This window comes from Paenibacillus nuruki (assembly GCF_001721045.1).
Classification (GTDB): domain Bacteria; phylum Bacillota; class Bacilli; order Paenibacillales; family Paenibacillaceae; genus Saccharibacillus; species Saccharibacillus nuruki.
In genome coordinates, this window is record NZ_MDER01000055.1 from 1 (window position 1) to 21,395 (window position 21,395).

22 protein-coding genes are annotated in these 21,395 nt (G+C 33.9%); 19 read left to right on the forward strand and 3 right to left on the reverse strand.

Features of this window, described 5'->3' with window-relative positions; genetic code table 11:
* The first annotated feature begins 149 nt into the window (after nucleotides 1–149).
* Nucleotides 150–1,295 (forward strand): hypothetical protein, encoded by a 1,146-nt coding sequence (locus tag PTI45_RS15655; protein WP_139129264.1) that lies wholly within the window; start codon nucleotides 150–152, stop codon nucleotides 1,293–1,295.
* A gap of 8 nt (nucleotides 1,296–1,303) precedes the next feature.
* Here PTI45_RS15655 and PTI45_RS15660 read toward each other — a convergent pair whose 3' ends face one another.
* A complete protein-coding gene (locus PTI45_RS15660; RefSeq protein WP_069328566.1) occupies nucleotides 1,304–2,290 on the reverse strand; it encodes a site-specific integrase in 987 nt (328 codons plus the stop codon).
* A gap of 338 nt (nucleotides 2,291–2,628) precedes the next feature.
* Between PTI45_RS15660 and PTI45_RS15665 the strand changes: the two genes are divergently transcribed.
* The 6 genes from PTI45_RS15665 to PTI45_RS15695 all read left to right on the forward strand — a co-directional run bounded on the left by PTI45_RS15665 (nucleotide 2,629) and on the right by PTI45_RS15695 (nucleotide 6,837).
* Nucleotides 2,629–3,594, forward strand: coding sequence for a coiled-coil domain-containing protein (locus PTI45_RS15665; RefSeq protein ID WP_069328543.1), 966 nt, complete (start codon nucleotides 2,629–2,631; stop codon nucleotides 3,592–3,594).
* Between the two features lie 3 nt (nucleotides 3,595–3,597).
* On the forward strand, nucleotides 3,598–4,428 hold the full coding sequence (locus PTI45_RS15670; RefSeq protein ID WP_069328544.1) for a DUF6710 family protein: 831 nt from the start codon (nucleotides 3,598–3,600) through the stop codon (nucleotides 4,426–4,428).
* Between the two features lie 31 nt (nucleotides 4,429–4,459).
* Nucleotides 4,460–4,819, forward strand: coding sequence for a hypothetical protein (locus PTI45_RS24370; protein ID WP_217492695.1), 360 nt, complete (start codon nucleotides 4,460–4,462; stop codon nucleotides 4,817–4,819).
* A 25-nt stretch (nucleotides 4,820–4,844) separates the two neighbouring features.
* Nucleotides 4,845–5,078: a hypothetical protein gene (locus PTI45_RS15680; RefSeq protein WP_069328545.1), complete on the forward strand. Its 234-nt coding sequence runs from the start codon at nucleotides 4,845–4,847 to the stop codon at nucleotides 5,076–5,078.
* Between the two features lie 2 nt (nucleotides 5,079–5,080).
* Nucleotides 5,081–5,839 carry a DUF6710 family protein gene (locus tag PTI45_RS15685; protein WP_069328546.1) on the forward strand — a complete coding sequence of 253 codons (759 nt, stop codon included), beginning with the start codon at nucleotides 5,081–5,083 and terminating at the stop codon, nucleotides 5,837–5,839.
* A 308-nt stretch (nucleotides 5,840–6,147) separates the two neighbouring features.
* On the forward strand, nucleotides 6,148–6,837 hold the full coding sequence (locus PTI45_RS15695) for a hypothetical protein (protein ID WP_069328548.1): 690 nt from the start codon (nucleotides 6,148–6,150) through the stop codon (nucleotides 6,835–6,837).
* An 82-nt stretch (nucleotides 6,838–6,919) separates the two neighbouring features.
* Here the strand turns inward: PTI45_RS15695 and PTI45_RS15700 are convergent, their stop codons facing one another.
* A complete protein-coding gene (locus PTI45_RS15700; protein ID WP_069328549.1) occupies nucleotides 6,920–8,047 on the reverse strand; it encodes a PQQ-binding-like beta-propeller repeat protein in 1,128 nt (375 codons plus the stop codon).
* 308 nt (nucleotides 8,048–8,355) lie between these two features.
* Between PTI45_RS15700 and PTI45_RS15705 the strand changes: the two genes are divergently transcribed.
* The gene (locus PTI45_RS15705; RefSeq protein WP_175425198.1) at nucleotides 8,356–13,785 is read left to right on the forward strand and encodes a fibronectin type III domain-containing protein; all 5,430 of its coding nucleotides are present in this window, start codon (nucleotides 8,356–8,358) and stop codon (nucleotides 13,783–13,785) included.
* Between the two features lie 181 nt (nucleotides 13,786–13,966).
* Nucleotides 13,967–14,167: a sigma factor-like helix-turn-helix DNA-binding protein gene (locus PTI45_RS15710; RefSeq protein WP_069328551.1), complete on the forward strand. Its 201-nt coding sequence runs from the start codon at nucleotides 13,967–13,969 to the stop codon at nucleotides 14,165–14,167.
* 60 nt (nucleotides 14,168–14,227) lie between these two features.
* Here the strand turns inward: PTI45_RS15710 and PTI45_RS24190 are convergent, their stop codons facing one another.
* Nucleotides 14,228–14,716 carry a hypothetical protein gene (locus PTI45_RS24190; RefSeq protein WP_175425199.1) on the reverse strand — a complete coding sequence of 163 codons (489 nt, stop codon included), beginning with the start codon at nucleotides 14,714–14,716 and terminating at the stop codon, nucleotides 14,228–14,230.
* A gap of 50 nt (nucleotides 14,717–14,766) precedes the next feature.
* On the opposite strand from PTI45_RS24190, the gene PTI45_RS15720 reads away from it, so the two are divergent.
* The 10 genes from PTI45_RS15720 (at nucleotide 14,767) to PTI45_RS15770 (ending at nucleotide 21,385) form a co-directional block, all read left to right on the forward strand.
* Nucleotides 14,767–15,258 carry a hypothetical protein gene (locus PTI45_RS15720; RefSeq protein WP_175425200.1) on the forward strand — a complete coding sequence of 164 codons (492 nt, stop codon included), beginning with the start codon at nucleotides 14,767–14,769 and terminating at the stop codon, nucleotides 15,256–15,258.
* A gap of 298 nt (nucleotides 15,259–15,556) precedes the next feature.
* Nucleotides 15,557–15,970, forward strand: coding sequence for a hypothetical protein (locus PTI45_RS15725; RefSeq protein WP_069328554.1), 414 nt, complete (start codon nucleotides 15,557–15,559; stop codon nucleotides 15,968–15,970).
* Nucleotides 15,971–16,085: 115 nt separating this feature from the next.
* Complete coding sequence (locus tag PTI45_RS15730; RefSeq protein ID WP_069328555.1) at nucleotides 16,086–16,421, forward strand: hypothetical protein; 336 nt, start codon at nucleotides 16,086–16,088, stop codon at nucleotides 16,419–16,421.
* A gap of 1,043 nt (nucleotides 16,422–17,464) precedes the next feature.
* Entirely contained in the window at nucleotides 17,465–17,617 is a 153-nt protein-coding gene (locus PTI45_RS24475; protein ID WP_245703495.1) for a nucleoside triphosphate pyrophosphohydrolase family protein, read from the forward strand.
* Between the two features lie 215 nt (nucleotides 17,618–17,832).
* Nucleotides 17,833–18,027 (forward strand): hypothetical protein, encoded by a 195-nt coding sequence (locus tag PTI45_RS15745; protein ID WP_069328557.1) that lies wholly within the window; start codon nucleotides 17,833–17,835, stop codon nucleotides 18,025–18,027.
* A gap of 19 nt (nucleotides 18,028–18,046) precedes the next feature.
* Nucleotides 18,047–18,841, forward strand: coding sequence for a hypothetical protein (locus PTI45_RS15750; RefSeq protein ID WP_069328558.1), 795 nt, complete (start codon nucleotides 18,047–18,049; stop codon nucleotides 18,839–18,841).
* Nucleotides 18,842–19,754: 913 nt separating this feature from the next.
* Nucleotides 19,755–20,111 (forward strand): hypothetical protein, encoded by a 357-nt coding sequence (locus PTI45_RS15760; protein WP_069328560.1) that lies wholly within the window; start codon nucleotides 19,755–19,757, stop codon nucleotides 20,109–20,111.
* A gap of 12 nt (nucleotides 20,112–20,123) precedes the next feature.
* Entirely contained in the window at nucleotides 20,124–20,504 is a 381-nt protein-coding gene (locus tag PTI45_RS15765) for a hypothetical protein (RefSeq protein WP_069328561.1), read from the forward strand.
* 237 nt (nucleotides 20,505–20,741) lie between these two features.
* Nucleotides 20,742–20,909 (forward strand): aspartyl-phosphate phosphatase Spo0E family protein, encoded by a 168-nt coding sequence (locus PTI45_RS23750; RefSeq protein WP_241669428.1) that lies wholly within the window; start codon nucleotides 20,742–20,744, stop codon nucleotides 20,907–20,909.
* Between the two features lie 143 nt (nucleotides 20,910–21,052).
* Nucleotides 21,053–21,385: a hypothetical protein gene (locus PTI45_RS15770; RefSeq protein ID WP_069328562.1), complete on the forward strand. Its 333-nt coding sequence runs from the start codon at nucleotides 21,053–21,055 to the stop codon at nucleotides 21,383–21,385.
* The last annotated feature ends 10 nt before the right edge of the window (nucleotides 21,386–21,395 follow it).

The window sequence follows — 21,395 nt, forward strand, 5'->3', positions numbered from 1 at the left end:
AGATATGGCGGGTAGATCCTTTAAAGCTCTTGAAGAAAAAAACTTTAAAGAATTTGTAGATATAATTCAACGTTCTTAACAAATATTGCACTAAATATTTTGAGTTTTACAAAAATAACTAAGAAATACTTTTATCGATATTTAATAAATTGGTAGTAATAGAAAGGGGTGGTTTTATTAATTATTATAGTTTAGAACCAACAGAAGTGGTCGAAATTATAAAAACTTATATTAATTGCTCAAATAAAGAATTTAGTGATACAGAGATATCTGATTTAGTGAGCGAGCACCTACTCAGTAAAGCAAATTTAATTGAAAAACAACAAGCACATGTTTTTGATTCCTTACATATGCTACTTTTACGTGCCTATCATAGAGGAATTAAAGATTTTAAATCCATGTTAGATGATATCCATACGTTAAATGAGGATAGATTGAAAAAAGATATTAGTATTTCAGAATATTCTAAATACTCTATCTTAAATGATATGTTAAGTGAACAAAGAATAAATAATCTTGAAATTCAAAAATTAGCTGCATTGGTATCACTAAAAAGATTATATTCCTCTTTAATATCAGAAATAGAATTAGGCCATTTTTATTTTAGTCAATTTGAAGGTTATATTCAAACTTATGCAAACATTCTATTTGATGTAGATGTTTTACTTGGTGGGTCATTTAGAAGAAATCAAAAAATAGCAAACTTAGAATTATTTCAATTGGCAAAGAATATGTTGAACTATGACTTCAATCATCAAATGCCAGTTGTAGAATCTTCTATTTTTCTTATTAGACAAGCTATTGAAGTTCAAATAAAGGAAAGTTTTGGTATTACAGGTCGAAAAAAAAATTCTCAGGGAGATAATCGTGAATCATATTTGAAAATTTCACAACTGTTAGATTTTTTAATAACAGAAGTTAAAAATAACAAATTAGCTATTTTTATTAATCCTATACTTCTTAAAAAAATAAATAAATGGCTGAATAATTATATTCATACAGGTAGTATGAATTATCCTTTTTGGTATATTGAATGGATACAAAATTATTTAAATGACTTTTTTTATCCATCAAAATATTTAAAAGAGATAGACAATTCATTAGGTGTTGATTTTAAAAAACCAATTTTTGTTGATAAAAATTGTTTGAATGATTTTGAAAAAAGATTAACTAAAGTAGAACAAAAGGATACATTAATCCTAAACACATTATCATTGCTTGAACTTGATACTAAAATAATTAAAAAAATTAATCACAAAGCAAAGAAATTAAAAGATGAAAAATTAAAAATATAATTAATTTACTATAATCCTAACTTCGGAGAATTATTTTTTGAAAATGGTTTATTGCGAGTATAACGATCAAGCATTACAGTAGATGTATGTCCCGTCTGCCCTTGAATAACGTGGTCTGGAACGTTCATTTCTCTGGCAGTCGTTACATAACCAGCACGAAGACTATGTGCACCAAAATCTTCCTCTTTTAATCCAGCAGCGCTAATATGCTTTTTTAAAATCGTATTAATAGATTCTGCATTCATTCGACGTGCACGTACTTGACGATGACGGTTAACTGCACGAAACACTGCCCCTTCACAGATACCACTTCTTTCAATCCATTTCTGATAAGCCAGTACCGGACAAGTAGTAGGGTGATCACCAAAGGGAATGCCAATCCATCGCCCGGCGCTTTCCTGATCGGTCTTACTTTTTTGTAAGTGTACAACTAATCCGGTTTTTTCTTCTTGAATATCTTCTACATTTAAGTTGACTAGCTCACTACGCCGCATTGAACTGCTCCAGCCAAATAAAAGTAGAAAGCGGTCACGGACGTGTAGGAGATCATCATCAACCGGAATTTGATCTATAAGCTTAATCAGCAGATCTGCTTTAACAGGTTCCTTCCCTTTTTGTTTCACACCATTTAGCCGCTTCATGCCTTGTACCACACTATCTAAAATCGGTGTGGCATTAAAGGGATGTCCGGCTTTACGGTGAGCTTCTTGGATGGTGCTGAGCGCTCTAATAATGGTGGATGTTTTATAACCGACCATCATCATGTCTGCAAAGTACATCGAGAGTGTATCATCGGTAGCCGGCAAGTGAATACACTGCATTTGATTGCACCAAGTCGTGTACCGATTCCAGTCCGACCGGTACGCTTTTTTGGTATTCTCCGATTTGGATGCTTTAGCTATTTCTTGTACCATTTCGCGCAGCTGCTCTTTTTTCTGTTCAATCTCCTGGATCGATAATGTATTCACGGATTCCTCGATGCTCACGCGTTCCATCCAGTTGTCAGTATTCATGACCTCACATCCCCTTCCTCTTTTTAAGGCAACATTTTATGCGAATAACCTCTTACTTCCTCTGCTTAGTTCAGTAACGATTTTATTCTAACATGGGATAATGATAACTTATACCATGTTAGAATAACGCTGTCGCTATTATAGCATTTTGTCCTATTTTTTATCAATTCATAAATTTTGTTATCAATATATATGTTTGTTATCATTGATAACAAAGGGTTTTTATTGTTATCGATATATAATCATGGTATGATTATCAGTAGAAATACAAGGATAGTATAAGCGAATAAATCAAATTATTATAAGGGTGAGTGAATAAGATGAATGAAAATAACCAACCGGATAAAGATATTAGACAAAAAAAGGAACAAAAAGGATTTAGACTACCACTGGAAGACTATAACTGGACGCAACGCTTGATAGCCGACTCGCCTTTGGGAGATGGAGAATGGTTCGTAGATATCGTGACGAAAGGAAAGTTGTATGAGCAAGCGACAACCGAGCATATTGTGCAATCCGATATTACCGAAATGGCGACTCTGTTCAGTCGGTTAGGCAGACTGTACTATAACCTGCTCGACAAGAACCTCGATGCTGTTGAACAACAAAAAAAGAGTTTTGGTAAGGAAGTTGTAGAAAAAGAGGATAAAATCGAACAATTAAAAAATGAAATACAAGAGCATGTTACAACGATAGAAACTCATAGGAAGGATTCAACGTTGCTGGCAAAGAAATTGGCAGAGTTAGAACAAAAATATACCGATTTGGTGGATCGTCATGCCGTACAAGCCAATTTAATAGAAACGTACAAAAAACAGGCGGAACAAAATGATAGATACCGGGAGGATTATCTACATGAAGTAGCACTTCGCGAAAAGCAAAATCAAGCTTATTTAGAAGCAGATGAGAAGGCTAAAGCTACTCATGCAGCGCTTGAGAAAATAATATTACAACAATCATATGACATGAATAGAATGGATGAGAACCATCAAAATGAAACGGCGAGAATGGATGAAAAACATCAACACCAATTAAGTATTATTAATCTACAACATGCCAATAAAATATTAGAACTTCAAAAAGAACTTCAAAATGAGAAAGAGAAAGCCATTCAGGAGAATCAAATAAGAGTGGCTGTATCTGTAGCTGAAAAAGCAGTCGATCATTCATTTAACCCAAAAGAATTGATTGAGTTGATAACTGGAGTAAGATTCGAGGAGCTACTTAACCGAGCTGAAGGTGAAACAAAAGAACGCTTAACTAAATTTACGATTGGATTAGAGTAACTTATGATAAAATCACTTTTTGAAAAAATCAGGGTTATTATTCACTGCATCCATGAAAACTTAAATCAAAGAGATGAATTTGAAGAGATTGTAATCAACCTAAATCCTGAAAAAGAAGAGAGTATAACTACTCCAAGCCCTGAAAAAGAAGATCAAAAATTAATTTTTAACAATATGCTCGCTACAGCATCTTCTATTTTAACAAATGCCAAACCTGATCAAAAGGCATATTTAGATTCAAATTATAAACATCCTATTTTTAGCTACATTAAAATCTTAGGTTTATCTATACAGACTAAATATATAACAAATCTAGCTTATGGGAGAGAACGTCTACCAGATCTGGAACTAAATCAATTTTTTAAGGTCTTTTATAATTTGACTCCTGATCAAACCATATGGGATATCATCCAACCCACTAGAAATATTAGAAATTCAGAAAAAAAAGTAAAGCTAAATAGAGATTTGGTACTGCCTTGGCCCTGGCATCCTTTAAGATTTAAAAATGCTTTGATAGAAATTGGAGAACATAATCCAAGTGGAGAGTGGGAACAAGATTCCAATAATCATAATATATCTGTTGTGCAACCAATGGGAGTTTGTTTTGTGAATGGTGGCAATCACTCTATTATGGCTGGTGTAGTAAAAGGTGAAGGAATGATTACAGACTATGAAATTATAGATATGACACCACTTTATGCATTAATGTATTCAGATGGTGTAAATTATTATCGTAAAGATGATAATTCGATTATTCAAGAAGTTGAAAATGTAGAGTTTGCAGCTATATTTGAGATTGGTCGGAAACTGAATAAACTCAATATCTCTTGGTAATGTTCATTATAAATAATAAGGAGGATGCAATATGAAAATCACTGAACTTGATATTATCGAAATTACAAATCAGAAGGAAATAGGGGGATTTGTAATTCGAAGATTAAACAGCGAAGAATTCTCTGTTTATGTAAATGGGAAAGTTGAATGCACTGGAAATGACGAAGATGTTTTGCATTATATTAACGAACATAGTAGTCATAGATCAATGACTGTTGCTGATTTAATCGAACAGTTAAACAAAGTTGAAGACAAATCCTTAATAGTAGAAGTATCGACCGGTGATGAGAGTAAAGGGCGCTTTTATGGTGGGCTTTATCGAATTAGTGAAAAAGAGGACTATAAAGGGAAGCGGATTTTATTAAGGGGTAAGCTTGAAGAAGAACAATGAGTATTATAGACATGGAGGCTGAAGTATGAATTCAAAAGAGAAAATTGATGAGAATGAATTAAAATGTGATAGATGTGGAATAAGTCATTGGGATAACGTTATCTTTTTATTGCCTGAGAAAGTTTTCTATCAATTTGATGTTGCTACATTAACACAAGAAAATACAGATGGACTAAAGCAGGATAATATATGTCTATCTTGCTTCCAAGTATCTATTACAAATGCCAAGTATGAAATGTCTGTAAAGGATAAGCATTGATCATGCAATTATTATCTTATATAAAAAGATTTTTTTCTAATCCTGCTCATATTAAACAATCAGAAGTAGATATTGAAAATCAAAAGAATATTTTTGATGAAATGGTGGCACAAGCAGAAATTATATTAAAAACGACGCAAATAGATTCTAACATAAATCATGATCAAGACTACAAACATCCAATATTCAGTTATATTAAATTATTAGGGTTATCCACTCAAACAAAATATATAACTCAAGTGATAAACGCAAAAGAAGAAGCTATAACTTCTCCTAATGATAAGTTATTTATTAGCCCTCAAACTCTTTTAACGGATGACAAATGGTTTGAAGAAATCATGGAAGATACAAGAATTGAGAAAACATCAGCAAAAAAAATAAATTTAGTTAATGATTTGATTCTTCCCTGGCCATGGAAAGTTTCAAGATTACTTGGAGCCATAGAAAACATAGGAAAATATAATCTCTGGGGAGAATGGAGACAAGATAATAATCATCGAATAGAAGTATGGCTTCCGATCGGAGTTTGTTTTGTAAGGAGTGGCAATCACTCTATTGCTACAGGCATATTACAGGGAAAAGGGGTTATTACAAATTATAGTACAATGGATTTATCTCCAATATATTCGCTTATTTATACAGATGGAGTCTGTTACTATAGAAAAATCGATAATTCATTTATTGGTAAAGTAAAAAATATTGAATTTGCAGCTATATTTGAGATTGGTCGGAAACTGAATGAACTCAATATCTCTTGGTGATGTTCATTATAAATGATAAGGAGGATGCAATATGAAAAGTATGAAATTATCCAAAAAGGAATGGGTTTTTACGTTATCAAGCTTTATGATTTTATACTTCTTTTCTGATCCTATACTTCAGCATATCTATCATGTTATTCCACAATATACGTTAAATAATCCAAATCTATTGAGTTTCATAGAAATAACGAAGGAACCTGTTACTTGTTACTGAGTATAGGTTTTTTTGTATTAAATCATCAATAAATGAAACTCAGAAATCATACCTACGTAATATATTACATAATACATATAGAAAGGACATTTATATGCCACAAGTGCCTGAAATGGTAAAAATTTCACTTCATCGAAAACAACTATTTGATTATATACATAAGGAATTGTCTCCTAAAAATGTATTGAGAGCTCCAAAAACTCTACGTTGGTGGATAATTGTAATCATTATTCTTGTTTTTTTATTTTTTTCAATTCTATTATTCCCCCTACTGAAAATATTGTATGTTTTTGCTATTTCAATTATTCTATTATCATTTTGTATAATGCGGTGGGATAAAGCAAAATATAAGTACTTGGCTCAAAAATATCCAACTTATCTCGAAACTATGGATAAAAAAACAGCTTATATAGAATTTTTCGAATGTTATCGTACTGATTCACTTTATAAAAAAGTAATTTCATTGAATATTTCATCCAATCAATTAGAGGCAGATATAAACTATTTCCAAAATAAAGGAATTAAAACAACACAACGTACAAGAACATATCTTGTTACTTTAATTGCTTTTTCGTTTGGGATATGGGGTGAATTTGTAGGCAATAATATTGGTGAAGGATGGTCTAATATTTCACTTTTTATATTTTATGCATTTGTTGTTTCTCATGCTGTTTTTGGCATAAATTATCTTTTGCAAAAGACAGTATTTAGTGGACTGAATAAAAATAAAGAAATGGCTGAATTACTAGCAGAAGTAAAAAATTTAATTTCTCTGTCACCTTAAGAAAAGAGTATAGTGATAATCACTATACTCTTTTCTATGACTACAGATACTACACAAAATGCCTGCTGAGTTAAAAATGTAATTATGGAATGTAATTCAGTTCGATTGAATCAGTTTCTTGATTATCCTGATAGTATTGGTGATTCCCTAGATATTCAAAGTAGCCAGAATAATAATTAAATAATCGATCATTCGAGTAGTCAATAGAATGCCTAACTTCTAAATTTGTTGGATTTAAGATATTAAGTTGAAGCTTGTTTTCGCCTGTAACCACCTCATACGAGACTGCCTTATCGTCAGATTGAATGTTGCGGAAGTTGCCTATGTCTTTACTAGAGATCAACTTATTTTGACTAGAATAAAGACTTACAGTTTTAGTACCCACGACTAAAAAATTTGGACCTACTATTTGTAACGGATTGGTTTCTCCCCATACATAACGAGTCCATTTCTTATGACCTGAAGAGTTATAAGCAACAATCTTCATTTTCTTCGCTTTATAGTCTCCCTCAACAAACAAAAAAGTACCATCTCTCAAAAGGTATGCATCACTTGAGGTAGCTTTCAGAACTACTTTGCTCGTTTCGGTATCTATTACTTGCGTTCGTTCCAAATTATAATCATATATGAACCAATAGCGACCTTTGATATTATTCAGTTGTCCATCTATAATTTGTTCTTTAACTAGTTGACCCTTGAGATTAAAGATATTGATATACGTTTTTTTGTCACTTCGAGTATGATATACAATAACGTTCCCATTTCGGTTATCAATATCAACCTGATTATATACCTCTGGAATTGAATTAGACCAAAGTTCTTTACCATCCGCAGCGATAGCAGTAATGGTATTCTTTTTATCATATCTTGTAGAGTACATATAAGTGATTCCGCGATCAGAGTCTACTTTAATATGACTACTGATTTTTCGTTTAGACCATTTGATTTTCCCGGTTTTAGTATCGATACCATTTAACATTTCTTTGAATGTACCGTCTTTAGAATAGTCAATAGATACGACAAGTGTTTTATTTCCTTTATTATCTATTGCTAAAAAAGGTAAGTCGTCTTCATTCATAATAAAAGAACCAGGATTCGAAAGATGTACATAAGGTTTGTTCAACGCTTCAGAAAAAGCTTTTTGCGAATAGCTAAATACAAGTATAAAGCTGAGAAGGAGTAAGCCGATTTTTAAAATGTGGTTTTTCATAATAGCCCCTTTTATCTATATTTTCTAGGATAATAATAGCATGCGCTTTTATTTTGTAAATAAGAATTAAATAAATGTAGTTCATACGAACGTGATATGAATAAATATTGAAAATTTCCATTTTCAGTCTTGGGTTATCAAAAGTTCTATGCTACAATAATCTCAATTAAATATACCCGAGGAAGCACCTCGCTTAAGGACGATCTGTCCTTCAGCGAGGTGCTTTTTTGCGTTTAAGGAGTGCATGTATGTATTTTATTTTTAATAAAAATTATAGACCGTTGATATGTTCATTGTTAATAGTAGCAATGATCATGACGTTAATTCCTATTCATGTGAGTCAGGCTGCAACAGTGAGTACAACGCTCTCTGGCAGTAAATCGCTATTATATGCAAGTGAGCCTGTACCTGGAGGGGGCACAGTACGTACTTCGATTCCAATTAATATCTATAAAACGTCTAACCCTTCAGCAACTTCTAGTATAACTTTTCGTGCCAAAGTATATGGAGAATTCAAAAACGGATCAGGTAGTGGTTGGGGAGCATACTCCTCAGAAACTTCAGGGCCTTATAGCATTTCAGGATGGAATCAGGCTAACTATACACTCAACTTCAATTTAGATGCGAGTGCATATAAAAACGTTAGCAGAATAGATATTACTTATAACAAATCTGGAGATACTTATATCGATTATGGTCTTAACAATAAGCAGACCGCTACGTTATCTGTTACCGATACGGAACCTCCTACTTCTCCTACTATTTCGGTATCTTCTGAAAATTGGAGTACTACACAAACAGTTTCTATTGGAGGAAGTAGAGACAACACAGAAGTTGATTACTATATGTACAGTATCAATGGAGGATCTGAACAGAAATATACCAACCCGTTTACTCTAACTAGTTCTAGTGCCTATACGATTACTGCGTATGCAGTAGATATTGTCGGTTTACGTAGCGCAGGCGCTTCTAAAGTAGTCTATGTAGACAGTACCCCTTCTTCTTCCCCAAGTATTAACGGGTTAACGAATGGATACAGTAATGAGTCCGAGATAAATATTTCACTTGTGCCCGGAAGGGATGAACATTCGGGTACGAATCGTACAGAATATTACCTTTCTGGAGCCACATCAACAGGTTGGATAGTCGACACTTCATTACGAATAACGAATGAAGGTATTACAGTTGTTCATGCTAGAAGTATCGACAATGTGGGAAATCCGAGTTCAGAAGTCTCTGGGAATGTATTGATTGATCATTCCAATCCAATAGTGAATCTGTCCGAAGAAAAAATAAATGCCGTTTCGACTCGAATTAATGTTACGGCTTCAGATGGTCTTTCAGGAGTCAAAGACATTTACTTACCGAATGGCTTACGTGTTTCAGGAAACATGGCATCTATCGTCGTTACTAAAAATGGAAATTATCGCTTTATAGTAACGGATCAAGCAGGGAATTCAATCAATAAGAATATAGTTATTACCCATTTAGATGAAACTGCACCAATCCTTAAAGTTCAAACATTAAACACGGTTTGGTCGTCTCAAATTACGTTATCAGCTACGGCTACAGATGCAGAAAGTGGAGTAGATTTTATTACCTTACCTGATGGTAAACAAACTAAAGGTGGATCAGCCACGTATACCGTTTCTCAAAATGGGGAGTATACGTTCTCAGCTACAGATGCAGCCGGAAATGTAGTCAAACAAAGCATAGTAGTCGGGAATATTGATCAGACTCCACCTCTTTTAAAATTAGAAAGTTCGAATACAGTTTGGTCGGCTCGGACTGTGATATCAGCTACCGCTACCGATTCAGAGGCAGGAAATGATCATATTACTTTACCTAATGGAAGTCAGATTAAAGGAGAGTCTGCTAGTTATGAAGTGACTCAAAATGGAGACTATACGTTTGAAGCTACAGATAAAGCAGGCAATTCGATTCAAAAAACAATCAAAGTAGACAACATAGATAACATTCCACCGGTCTTAAAATTAGAAAGCTCGAATACGGCATGGTCATCGAGTATTCTCTTATCCGCTACGGCTATCGATTCGGAAGATAAAGTAGATTACATGACGTTGCCGGATGGAAGCCAGATTAAAGGAGAGTCTGCTAGTTATGAAGTGACTCAAAATGGAGACTACACCTTTGAAGCTACCGATTTGTCAGGGAATGTCGTCAAGCAAACGATCAAAGTCGGCAATTTTGATAAAACCCCACCAGTCCTGAAAGTAGAACCTTCGGATACCGAGTGGGCTACGAATCTTACATTATCTGCTACCGCTACAGATGAGGGAAGTGGAATCGATTATATGACTTTGCCCGATGGTTCACATAAGAAAGATAAATCAGCCACGTACAAAGTAACAAAAAATGGTGAGTATACATTTTCGGCTTTTGATCTAGCAGGGAATGTCGTTAAGCAAACTATTGAGGTTCATAACATTGATGATATTTTACCTACGATACAAGTTAAGAATTTAGACGAAGAATGGTCGGATCAAACTTCTTTGTTGGTAAATGCATCAGACTTGGAAAGTGGAGTCGCTTATCTAACGTTATCTGATGGTACAAAGATAGAAGGAAATTCCACAACCTATGCTGTTTCTAAAAATGGAACGTATACATTCTCAGCGACCGATGTAGTAGGCAACACTATAGAACATATTATAAATGTGGAAAACATTGATGATCGTAAACCAACAGTGAGTGTATTTCAAAATGGACGATCGTGGTCAGATCAAGATATTCATGTGATGACTAAATTTGCAGATGCCGAGACAGGGCTGGATCTGAATCGTTTATATTACAAATGGTCGGATTCAATTGATGAGCCATCATCTTGGGATCAGCTGTCAGAAGCTGATCAAACGATCGTGCAAACCAAAGAAGGTGTATGGTATTTACATCTTAAAGGATATGATCAGGCAGGAAATAGCGTGAACTTCACGACAAATTCTTTCCAGCTTCAGCATAAGCCAGAAACACCACATATGAAGGTAACCGGTACAGCAACAGATAAAATGCTCTTGTCTTGGTCTTTACCTAGTAATGGTGCGGAAGTCGATGGTACAAGCTATAAAATTGAAAATCAAAACACCGGAAGAACATGGACACTTCATTATCCGACCAATGAGTTGCTGGAGGATTCGCTCAGCGATGGCTCAGACTACAGTTATGTGATTACAGCATATAATCATGTAGGAGAGAGTGAACCAAGTGAACCGGTCATTGGAACAACGTTGCCGGGTATTACGGTTAGTGCCAGCGTCTATAGCGATGGTACTGATTATAGTAAGTCAGTAGTGAACATCGCTCCAGTGAAATCCGCTACAGGGTATCATATTCAAGCGACTAATTTAACAACTCAAGCGTTGGATGTAGATACAACGGTAATGGGCGATACGTATCAATCAGTTAGTGGTCTTCAGCCCTATACTTGGTATAATTTTTCGATCCAAGCGGTCAATACATCCGGTGAAGGTGCAGCGTACCATGTTAGTTATCTTTCTTTACCCAATCTAGTGAGTGGATTCAATGCTGTTTTGATTACAGAGGATTCAGTAGATATGAACTGGAATACAGTGACCCAAAACGTATATGCAGGCTCAGTCACCGAAGATACGTATTACAAACTTACCCGGGATCAAACTACGATTTATGAAGATCAAGCGACTCATTTTAAAGATACCGGTTTAGAAGCAGGAACGTCTTATAATTATGATATAGCAGCTCGAAATCGTAGCGGTTTTGGCAATACATTTTATCTAAGTAATATCTGGACGCTTCCTCAAGCACCTGAAGATTTAAATCAAGTTAATGCCTCTACAACGAGTATAACTATGAAATGGAAAGCAGTACGAGGTGTAGACGGATATCAAGCCGTTATAGATGATACGTATACTTACGATATATCTCGTGAGTCAAATCAATATACCTTTACTGGATTTGAAGCAGGCTCTTCTCATCGTATCCAAATTAGTCCTTACAACAAATCAGGATTTGGGAAATCTATTAGTGCTCTGGGCCTTACTTTACCCGATCAACCCGATATCGATGTTTCTATAATTGGAGAAGATTTTGTAACATTCCGTATTGCTTCTGTAGTCGGAGCAACAAAATACAAACTAATGATGGATAACAGAGAATTTGAGGTGGGAACAGGTGAAATCACTGTTAATGGATTAGTAGGAGGAACCACATACGATTATGCGGTGGCTGCTGGTAATGGAGCTGGTTATGGGGAAGCTTTAAAAGCTTCTGTTCTAACGTTACCTTCTGCACCGACCACATACACAACAGCAGATCACAGCCCGACCACATTGACAGTCAAGTGGGAACCAGTAAAGAGTGCAGATTATTACAACGTTTATACTAGCGACGGAGACTTTTTGAAAGAAGTAAAACAGCCGGAATATACGGCTACAGATCTAGAACCTGGTAGTACAACTACATTTGTAGTAGAAGCTTTTAATGCTTCAGGAAAAAGTAAATCGTCACGCTATACATGGCGTACCATTCCAGGATTTGTAGATGCCAATATCGATTTGTCTCAATTAGTACGCATTGATACCATAGAACTGAGTACATTCTCCTTTCACTGGCTTAATGTACCTGGTGCAGATGCTTATCGAATTTATAATTCGAAAGGGGAACTTGTTCAGCAACAGACAACAGAATCTCAATCTGTCCTATCTTCACTCTCTACAGCGACTCGGTATACAAGGTATACGGTAGTGCCGGTCAATACAACAGGAGAGGGACGTGCGATGCCGATACCAGATGTTGTGACTTTACCTGATCCTAAATTCAGCCTTACCTTTGATAGCACACGAACCAGTGTGACTATTCATGTCGATCATACTTTAGATGCTGAAATTTTTGTTATCGCATCACAAGGACATGAACTCTTCCGCGGATCAGCTAAAGGCTATCATCAATTTGTTCAAGATCAATTACACCCTGATTCGATATATACGTTTGAGGTATGGACAGAAAATGAATTAGGAAATCAATCTGAAAAACAAAGTATTGTGACACGTACAAAAAAAGAAAGCGAATCTATTGTTGTACAAGAAAGTAAGCAAGATGATGCAGAAGCCACACTTATTGAAGAACCTACGATCACTCCTTTAGCTTCAGGAGATACAGAAGAAAAAGGCGAATCTGAAAGTCGATTTATGGATATTGAAAACAGCTTCGCACAAGAAGCTATTGATCATTTAGCTAATTTAGGCATTGTTAAGGGCATAAGTGAAAACGAGTATGCTCCAAATGAAGGTACAACTCGTGCTCAATTCATGTCGATGCTGACTAGACTGACTTTAACGCCTGAACAAATTCGATCAAGTGCAGATCATGAGGTATCGTTCAATGATATCGATCGCTCTGCATGGTATATGCCAGAACTTCAAGCAGCAATTGAACATGGAATCGCTAAAGGATTTAATGCGAATGATTTTAAACCAGATATGGAGATTAATCGCGAGCAAGCTGCAAAAATGTTGAGTGGTGCTTTGTACACCTTACTGCCTGAAACAGATCAAATATATTACGTTGATAGTGGTAAAGTGTCAGAGTGGGCTAAACAAGAAGTAAATAGCTTAACATCTATTAATATTTTACAGGGTTACCCAGACCAATCGTTTAGACCTTATGCTAACCTTACTCGCGCTGAAAGTGCAACTATGATTGAACGTGCTATGCGTAAAGGTATGATTGAAGATCCAAAATAAAATGAAAAAGCTGTATTAGGTATAATACCTAATACAGCTTTTTATGTTAAGAGATATCCGTTATTCTTTTCTGCTTCAATTGTTTGAAACTATTGAGTACTAGCATCCATGTACTCAATAAAATGAAAGATGCTCCAATCCACATTCCTAGTTTGAATTGTAATCTGAGAGCCAATACATTGTGAAAGAAGCAGATACTGCAATCAAAAATGCAATTCAGACTTTACCTGAAAAATATAAAAATGCTGTTTCTTTACGATATGTGAAGGATCTTACATTAACCGAAATTAGCGATCAAATGAAAGTACCTATGGCTACAATAAAGACTCAAGCTTTTAGAGGTAGGGAAATCATCCGGCGAAAATTAGCGAAGAGTATGTAAGCTATCATAGTATTGGTAAAACCCGCTTAATATAATGGGTTTACCAATACTATATTTTCTTTAATTTTTTCTCTTCTGAGTAAAAATTAATTTTTCATTTTCGTAAATTTCAATGACATGGTAACCAATTAAATCTGGGGATAACGGTAAGAGACCGTTCTCACAAGCAGCGCAACAGCTATATACTACTTTAGTTTTACTTTTAATCCATTCGGAATTGTCTAATTTAGCACGAACCAAATATTCATAAACCATCGTGTACGGGATGTTAACAATCTCTTTTACGACTGTTTTGCAATAATCGCAATAATAGGGTAGAAAGCCATCAAAGAAACTTCCTGCGTTTAATGTTTCCCGATCTTGTCTGTAATAACACATGAGTAAATGATCTTTTACTTGAAAAACATTTCCATGCATTCCTTTGATGAATTCCCATCCATAATACAGTGGGTTCAATAAGCATCGATTCCACATAAATGAGATGCTTTTTTGTTGCCCGATATTATAACGAAAGGTGATTCCATGGCAAAGAAGAAGAAGGTTATTCATATTAAAGAACCATGGCAACCAAAGAAGTATAAAGGTTGTGTATGGGGTAGATGGAATGGAGCAAAACAATTTTGCACCAGAGTCGTTTGTCAGAAGGTGAATACTTCCTAAATGTAGAATTACATTATCTAGGAGGTGTATTCATATTGAGTTTTAATTTTAATGGTCCTTTGGATCGAATAAATAGGGAGCAGCAGGAGCGGATGAGACAACTTGAGCAAATGAGCCGGGAAATGCAGAATAAACGGGAGAGACAAGAACATTTGAATGAGAAGAATTCAAAGCATCTTGAAAATATCGAAGCTAATACTGCCTCACTTATTGATGTAGTCACGTTACTTCGACAAAACAATGAGCATCAAGCCGAAATCAAGGAACTTATATTTGAAATTTTGAGCATTGCAGTATTAGAGTCTGAACCTGAAAGGGTTTCTAAATATGAACAGTGGCGAAAAAAAGTAGCTGATTTAGGTTCGGCAATAACTGGATTCAAACTTTTACTTTCAATTGGCGCAGCAATATTCTTGGGTATACCAAATTGAGTCCTAGTGACTAAAAACTAGGATCAAGCTATCAAAAGCATTTCATCTAATTGAGGTGCTTTTTTGTTGTCAGATATTATAACAAAGGGTGATTTCATAGTAAATAAAAAGAAGGTTATTCATATTAAAGAACCATGGCAACCAAAGAAGTGAAAAGGTTATGTATGGGGCAGTTGGGATGGAGTAAAGCAATTTTGCAGTAGGTCTTTATGTATAAGGGATATAATTAAATAAAATTTAAATAATAGTAATAAATCCTTTTTTTAGGTATAATAAATTCTAAAGAAGGAGTGATAACATGTCTGAAGTACCAGCGACTATAGAAATTGAACAATTAAAAGATATTTCTAGTAGGATTAAAGTAGGAGAAAGTGAGACGATAATTTCAGAGGATGGACAAGTGTGTATAATTATGAAAGTTACGTTTGAAGAATTAGAAGCTGTTAGGGGAAATAAACCATTAACTGTAAGTGCTTATTATATAGATGCACTTAAAACGTTAGCATTTTCTGTTGGTACTGTACAAAATCCTGACATAGTAACTGGTGGTATGCCAAATACTCCAGAACTAAAAAGAGGTATAAGGTCTTCTTTAGCCAGAGGGATTGAAGCTTATATTGTGACAGAAAATGTACAAGAGTATTCTATTAAACGTTTTTTAAATAATGAGATAGGAAGAGATTCTCTGCAAAGAGAGCTAAACAAAATGTAAAATCATATAAATTTCAAAACTAAAATACATTTAAGAACTTGAAATTATTATATTATAAACAGTTCTTGTTTGAAACAAACTTAACTCAATTAAAGTATATAATGGAGGATTTAATATGAGTAGTGCATTAGGTTTTGAACATTTTGTTAGAAATGCTTTCGAGTTTGCATTAAAAAAAGAGATTCTGAGAAGTGATGATCCTGCTGGACTTGCTGAAGCCGGTTATTTTAATGTATCTAATGACAAAGTATACTTAAATAAAGTAAAAGTAGCAGTAACCTATGCTATGGAAATTTATAATCGTTACATTCGCAATAATTGTGAATTAAGTGAGAGCGACTATGATGATTTAAATAACTTTGTTAACAGCGTACTAATTGCTGACAATGCGAATGTTATAGGTAATTTGATAGACAGCTATAAAAAAAAGTTTAGCCCTTATTATAGTTGAGTTTTTTTATAAGACGGATTGTAAAATGAAATGCAACACCTCGAACTGAGTACAAAGAGGCTCATGCCAGATTCGTGTAGAATGAAGTCATCACAACACCTTCTACAAGGAAAATCGACCATGAGCTACACTCATTTTAGCATAATCGAACGCAGCAAACTAGAACTCTTACTCAGCCAAGGCGCTAATGGTCCGTTAGCCGAGAGCTTAAATGCAATGGAATGACCCCGGCCTACAAGGCACAGGAAGCTCAAGATGCCTACGTATGCCGAAGAAAAATTTCGAAGCCGCATGGAAAGTGGACTTCGGAGCGGGCTCGTGAAATCGAAACCGACTAAGTGTTTATCTATAATTTCTATTAATTAGACTTATAGACTATTCCCTTATACATATTAAAAACCTGAAAATAGTATTAATTACATAAAAAGTATATTTAATTCGTGAAAAAACTAAATTATATACCCGTGGTGCTAGTTGAAAAATAAAAATAGCCTTCGCCCAGAAAAACTTCCAAAATGAAAGTGACCAAACCCCATTTTGGAAGGTAGATTCCTGTGCAAAGACATCTTTATTGTACACAAAAACCATTTTCGGTACAAAGTCAATTTGTCGCTATTTTGAAAAAAGTTCAGCAGGAATTGCAAGCTTTTGCTCCTTTTCTTAAACGAAAAAACCATCATCTGCTTCAGCAAAGCGATGCCCATATCCTGACGCTTCATCTGTCACTTCTTCATCAAGCAAATTTATTGACGCTTGCCGGCCATGGAATAACCAGGCTATTAGTCAGGAAGAACTCATTCAAATAGCAGTACGATATGGCTTTAATAACGTTCTGGATGCGTTCTATATTGTCAATCAAGTGAAATAGCTGTTAGTTCTTCGAGAGTTAAAAACGCGGGGAAACCAAAAGTATTATCATTATAGATGATCTATTCAGACTTAAAGAAACGACTCAAGCAGCTAACTTTAGCCAGGAGGTAGAATCCCGTTGGCAGCCTACATTTGAATTTGCACCCGTATTTTAATATTTGGAGGAATGAACTATGAAAGTTTACAACAAACTGATTCGTGATCGTATTCCTGAAATTATTGAAGCATCTGGCAAGAAATCAAATATAAAAATCATGAATGATTCGGATTACCTAAAATCTTTGAACAAGAAGAATCAGATGAATACAATGAAGGCCAAGATGTAAATGAGCTGGCAGATCTAATTGAAGTAGCTTATGCAATCATCGAGCATAAAGGATTGAGTATTAAGGAGTTTGAGAAGATTCGGTGAAAAAGAAGGAAGAACGTGGCGGATTTAAAGAAAAGTTTCTTTTACTGAGTGTAGAAAACTAATATTTATAAAGGAGAAATGTGTACCAGTGGTAAAATAAGAACATTATAAGAATTAAATAGTTTAAGTGTGGGAAATGTAATTAAAGCTAGAGGAAAATTTGCAAAACCCAATGGGGATAATTATTATACAATTCTAACAATGCTTTTAAGAGTAATAAAAAAAGATGCAGGTATAAATATTTTTGCTGAAATCAATAATGAAGAGGTGAAATGGACTGCTCTGGATATTGAAAGAGTAGCAGAATATGTGGAGCTAATATAAGGTTACTTAAGGAGTGCTTATGAATACTGGACGTTGGTGGGAGTATTATTTAGTTCGTTATTTTGTGGGAACCATTGTGGGTACTCTAATAGTTATACATATATCCACACAAAATGATTCTTTTCTTCACAGTATTTTATATGAAAAACTAAAGACAGAAACTGATAAAAATATTGAGGTTAGTAGTTTAATTCTATATGGTTTTGTAGGACTTACATTTTGTTACTTAGCAAGCGCTCCAATTTTATTATTACATGCATTAAGAAGTAATCTTGAAGGCAATATGTATACAAGCTTTAAAAGATACCTAAAAAATGTTAAAAAAATCCTTTTTTCTCCTTCCGAGTTATCAATAGAAGATAAAATAGAAATAAAAAGGAAAAGACGAATTATAAACGTAACTAACATTATCTTACTCATAACAACTTTTTTATTTTTTTATTATTTTAAGGCTGAAGGTGCTAGCAGAATTGATTTTTCTAGTTCTATCACTATATTTATTATTTTCTCACTGCAGATTATATATATATCTTATCAATTAATAAGGAAAGACATATTTAAATTTTATAAGCAATTAGCTTATAAGCGAGCTAGACAAGTCACAGCTTTTCAAGGATATGTAGAATCTTATCGTCATTTGAGAGAACATGGTAATGCTTTTTTTATAGTGTTTTTTGAATTAATTCTTGGATTCATATATTCAACAGTAAGTTCGGTGATGACTGCTTTTGTATATACTTTACTATGGATTATTCCAGCTTGTGCTGTATGGTTTATAGGTAGTTATTTAGAGATGAAATTTAAAAATAATTGATTTTTGCAAAAAAATTCGAACACTCAGGAAAGTTTCTTTTAATAGGCAACCTTCCTGAGTGTTTGTTTTTATACTACACAATATTAAATATACTTCCCCATCTATATCCTAAATCAACTTTTTTAGCCGCTAGTTTTTTTAATTTTTATTGGTTTTAATCTTTCTTTTAATACTTGAATTTAAGGATGTATAAGCCAAATGAACCCCTCCATTATGTTCTATTCTCATTATAAATTCAATAAGATAACCAAACGAATTTTTAGAGCGGTGAATTTCAAAAACTACATTATGTAACTGTAATGTTCGATATATATAAGTATTGTGACTAGCGGAATTAAATACTTTTAGAAAGGAGGATTATGATGAATCCAGAAGAGATCTTCAAATATAAAGCAAGCGTAATAATGAGTGTTGTTCTTTTAATTACTATTCTATTTAGCTAGATATACATACCGGAAAATGAATTAAGTCGTATCATGAATATCTTAGGATCAGCAATAATATTCATGGCATGTATTAACTTACTCTACAAAATATATCAATTTAAAACATTGAAAAAAAGTTCTTATAATGAAAAATATGTACAAAACATCATCAAAAATTGCAATAAATTAGGGGTGAAACCTCAGTTAATAAAACTTGAAAAAGACGAGCAGGGATTTATAATATCAGCAGAAATTACATTGTAACAGTAACCTGAAAAAGCAGTAGCAGACTTTCTGCAACTGCTTTTTTTTAGGTTTATATTTTTCCATACTAGTATAATTGCAATTAATTCAATATTTGCAATAATTATAAATACTATGTTGACCACGCCTAAATAACCTATAAATTTACAAAAAAACCTTACATAAACAAAATTGTTGTAGTATTATATAACGTGTATATACAACATAAGAATAAGGAGGCAATTATGAAAAAGTACTTAACAGCATTATTAGCATTTGCGCTTTTACTTGGAACGGGAGGGGAATCTGTACTTGCTTACGGTACCAGTACATCAGTGAAAGACAATGGTTTTACAGAGATCATACAAGGCATGGGGAAACCTGGAAGGATATCCGTAGTATCGAGAGGTGAAGTAAGAATACGACTGTATGAAAGCTGTAGCAATACAAGTTTTCCAGCAGTATTAGAATTTTTATCACGCGCAAGTGCAGAGCCTAAAGTAGTTAGTTATCAAATGAAGAATGGATGCTTGTATAAAGGCGAAATACAAGGAGATTCTAACATTGCTACTACACTTTATCTTACCAGTACACCAAACTAAGGGGGAAATGTAATGAAAAGGTTTATGAGATTAGGGTCTGTAATTGCATTAGCATTTTGTTTAACGTTTGTAGCTCAAATTGCGAGCGCTACCTCTGTTACAAAAACGCAAACTACTGCGGCTATTGCTTTTAAAGAAGTACAAATTACTGGTAAAGGAACAATGCAAACTTTCTCTTGTAAGGTAACATCAGGTGCAAGTGGAGATTGTAATATCCGACTGACCAATGGGAGCGGTGCTAGAGTTAGCGAGCTTTCTGTTGGAAATCAAGGAGAGCCTTTGAATAGAACAATTGGTGTTATTTTAGAAAAAGGAAGCAAATATACAATGATGGCAAGGATTGAGCAATATTCACCAGTAGGTCAATCTGTTACCGCAAACATAACAGACTAATCATACAAGAAAACTAAATAATGTCTTACCGCTTTGATTGGTAAAGCTGTTTCTCAGTAATATGGAGAAGCGGCTTTACTTTTTTTGTATGTATTTTATAAACTACGAAGTCACTATATAAGTTAATATAAGAATTTTTATCCTTTTTGTAGTAATTTTCCTAAAATTGATTAGAGAGAAAATTAGAAACGTGTTTTACAATAACAAAGTACTTTATTTAAGAAAGTAGGAATGATAATGTTATATAAAAATTCTCAGTTGGAATTCGAAAGAAAAAAACTAAATCAACTAGCCGATCGATACGGGATTTCTGATGAAAGAGTTCTTAAACAATCTCAGGTTTTAGATACTTACATCAATGATTATAATTTAAAGACTGCCGTTACCTTACAGTTTAAATCATAGAATAAACGATTCTAATCAGCTATAATAAGTCTTTAAAGATATTATAGAAGAATGGCAGTATTATACTTAGTAGAATGAAGTACTAGCTAATCATGTTTCAAAGTACCAATACAGTTTTGGTATTCAAAATTGGAGGGAATTTTTTGCGGGATTTATGGTATTGGACAGAACTAGCTAGAAAAAAGAATTCAAATTCAGTAACAAGATTTTTGACTGTTCTTAGCTTATTTGTGAGTTTATCTGTTGGACAATCCGTGTTTTTAGGAAACACAGCAACTACAAATTTGTGGTCTGAAATCACAAATTTACAATTCCCTACTATGACTGTTGTAACAGTATCAGGTACCGTAGGTATTTTAATATACTTTTTTAGATTCTTATGTCTTTTTCTATTAGGATTTGAATTAATAGGTTGGACTTTTTTAAAACTATATTATTTTATGTATAAGAAAAACGTGCCACGTAATTATCGCTAAATACACCTAT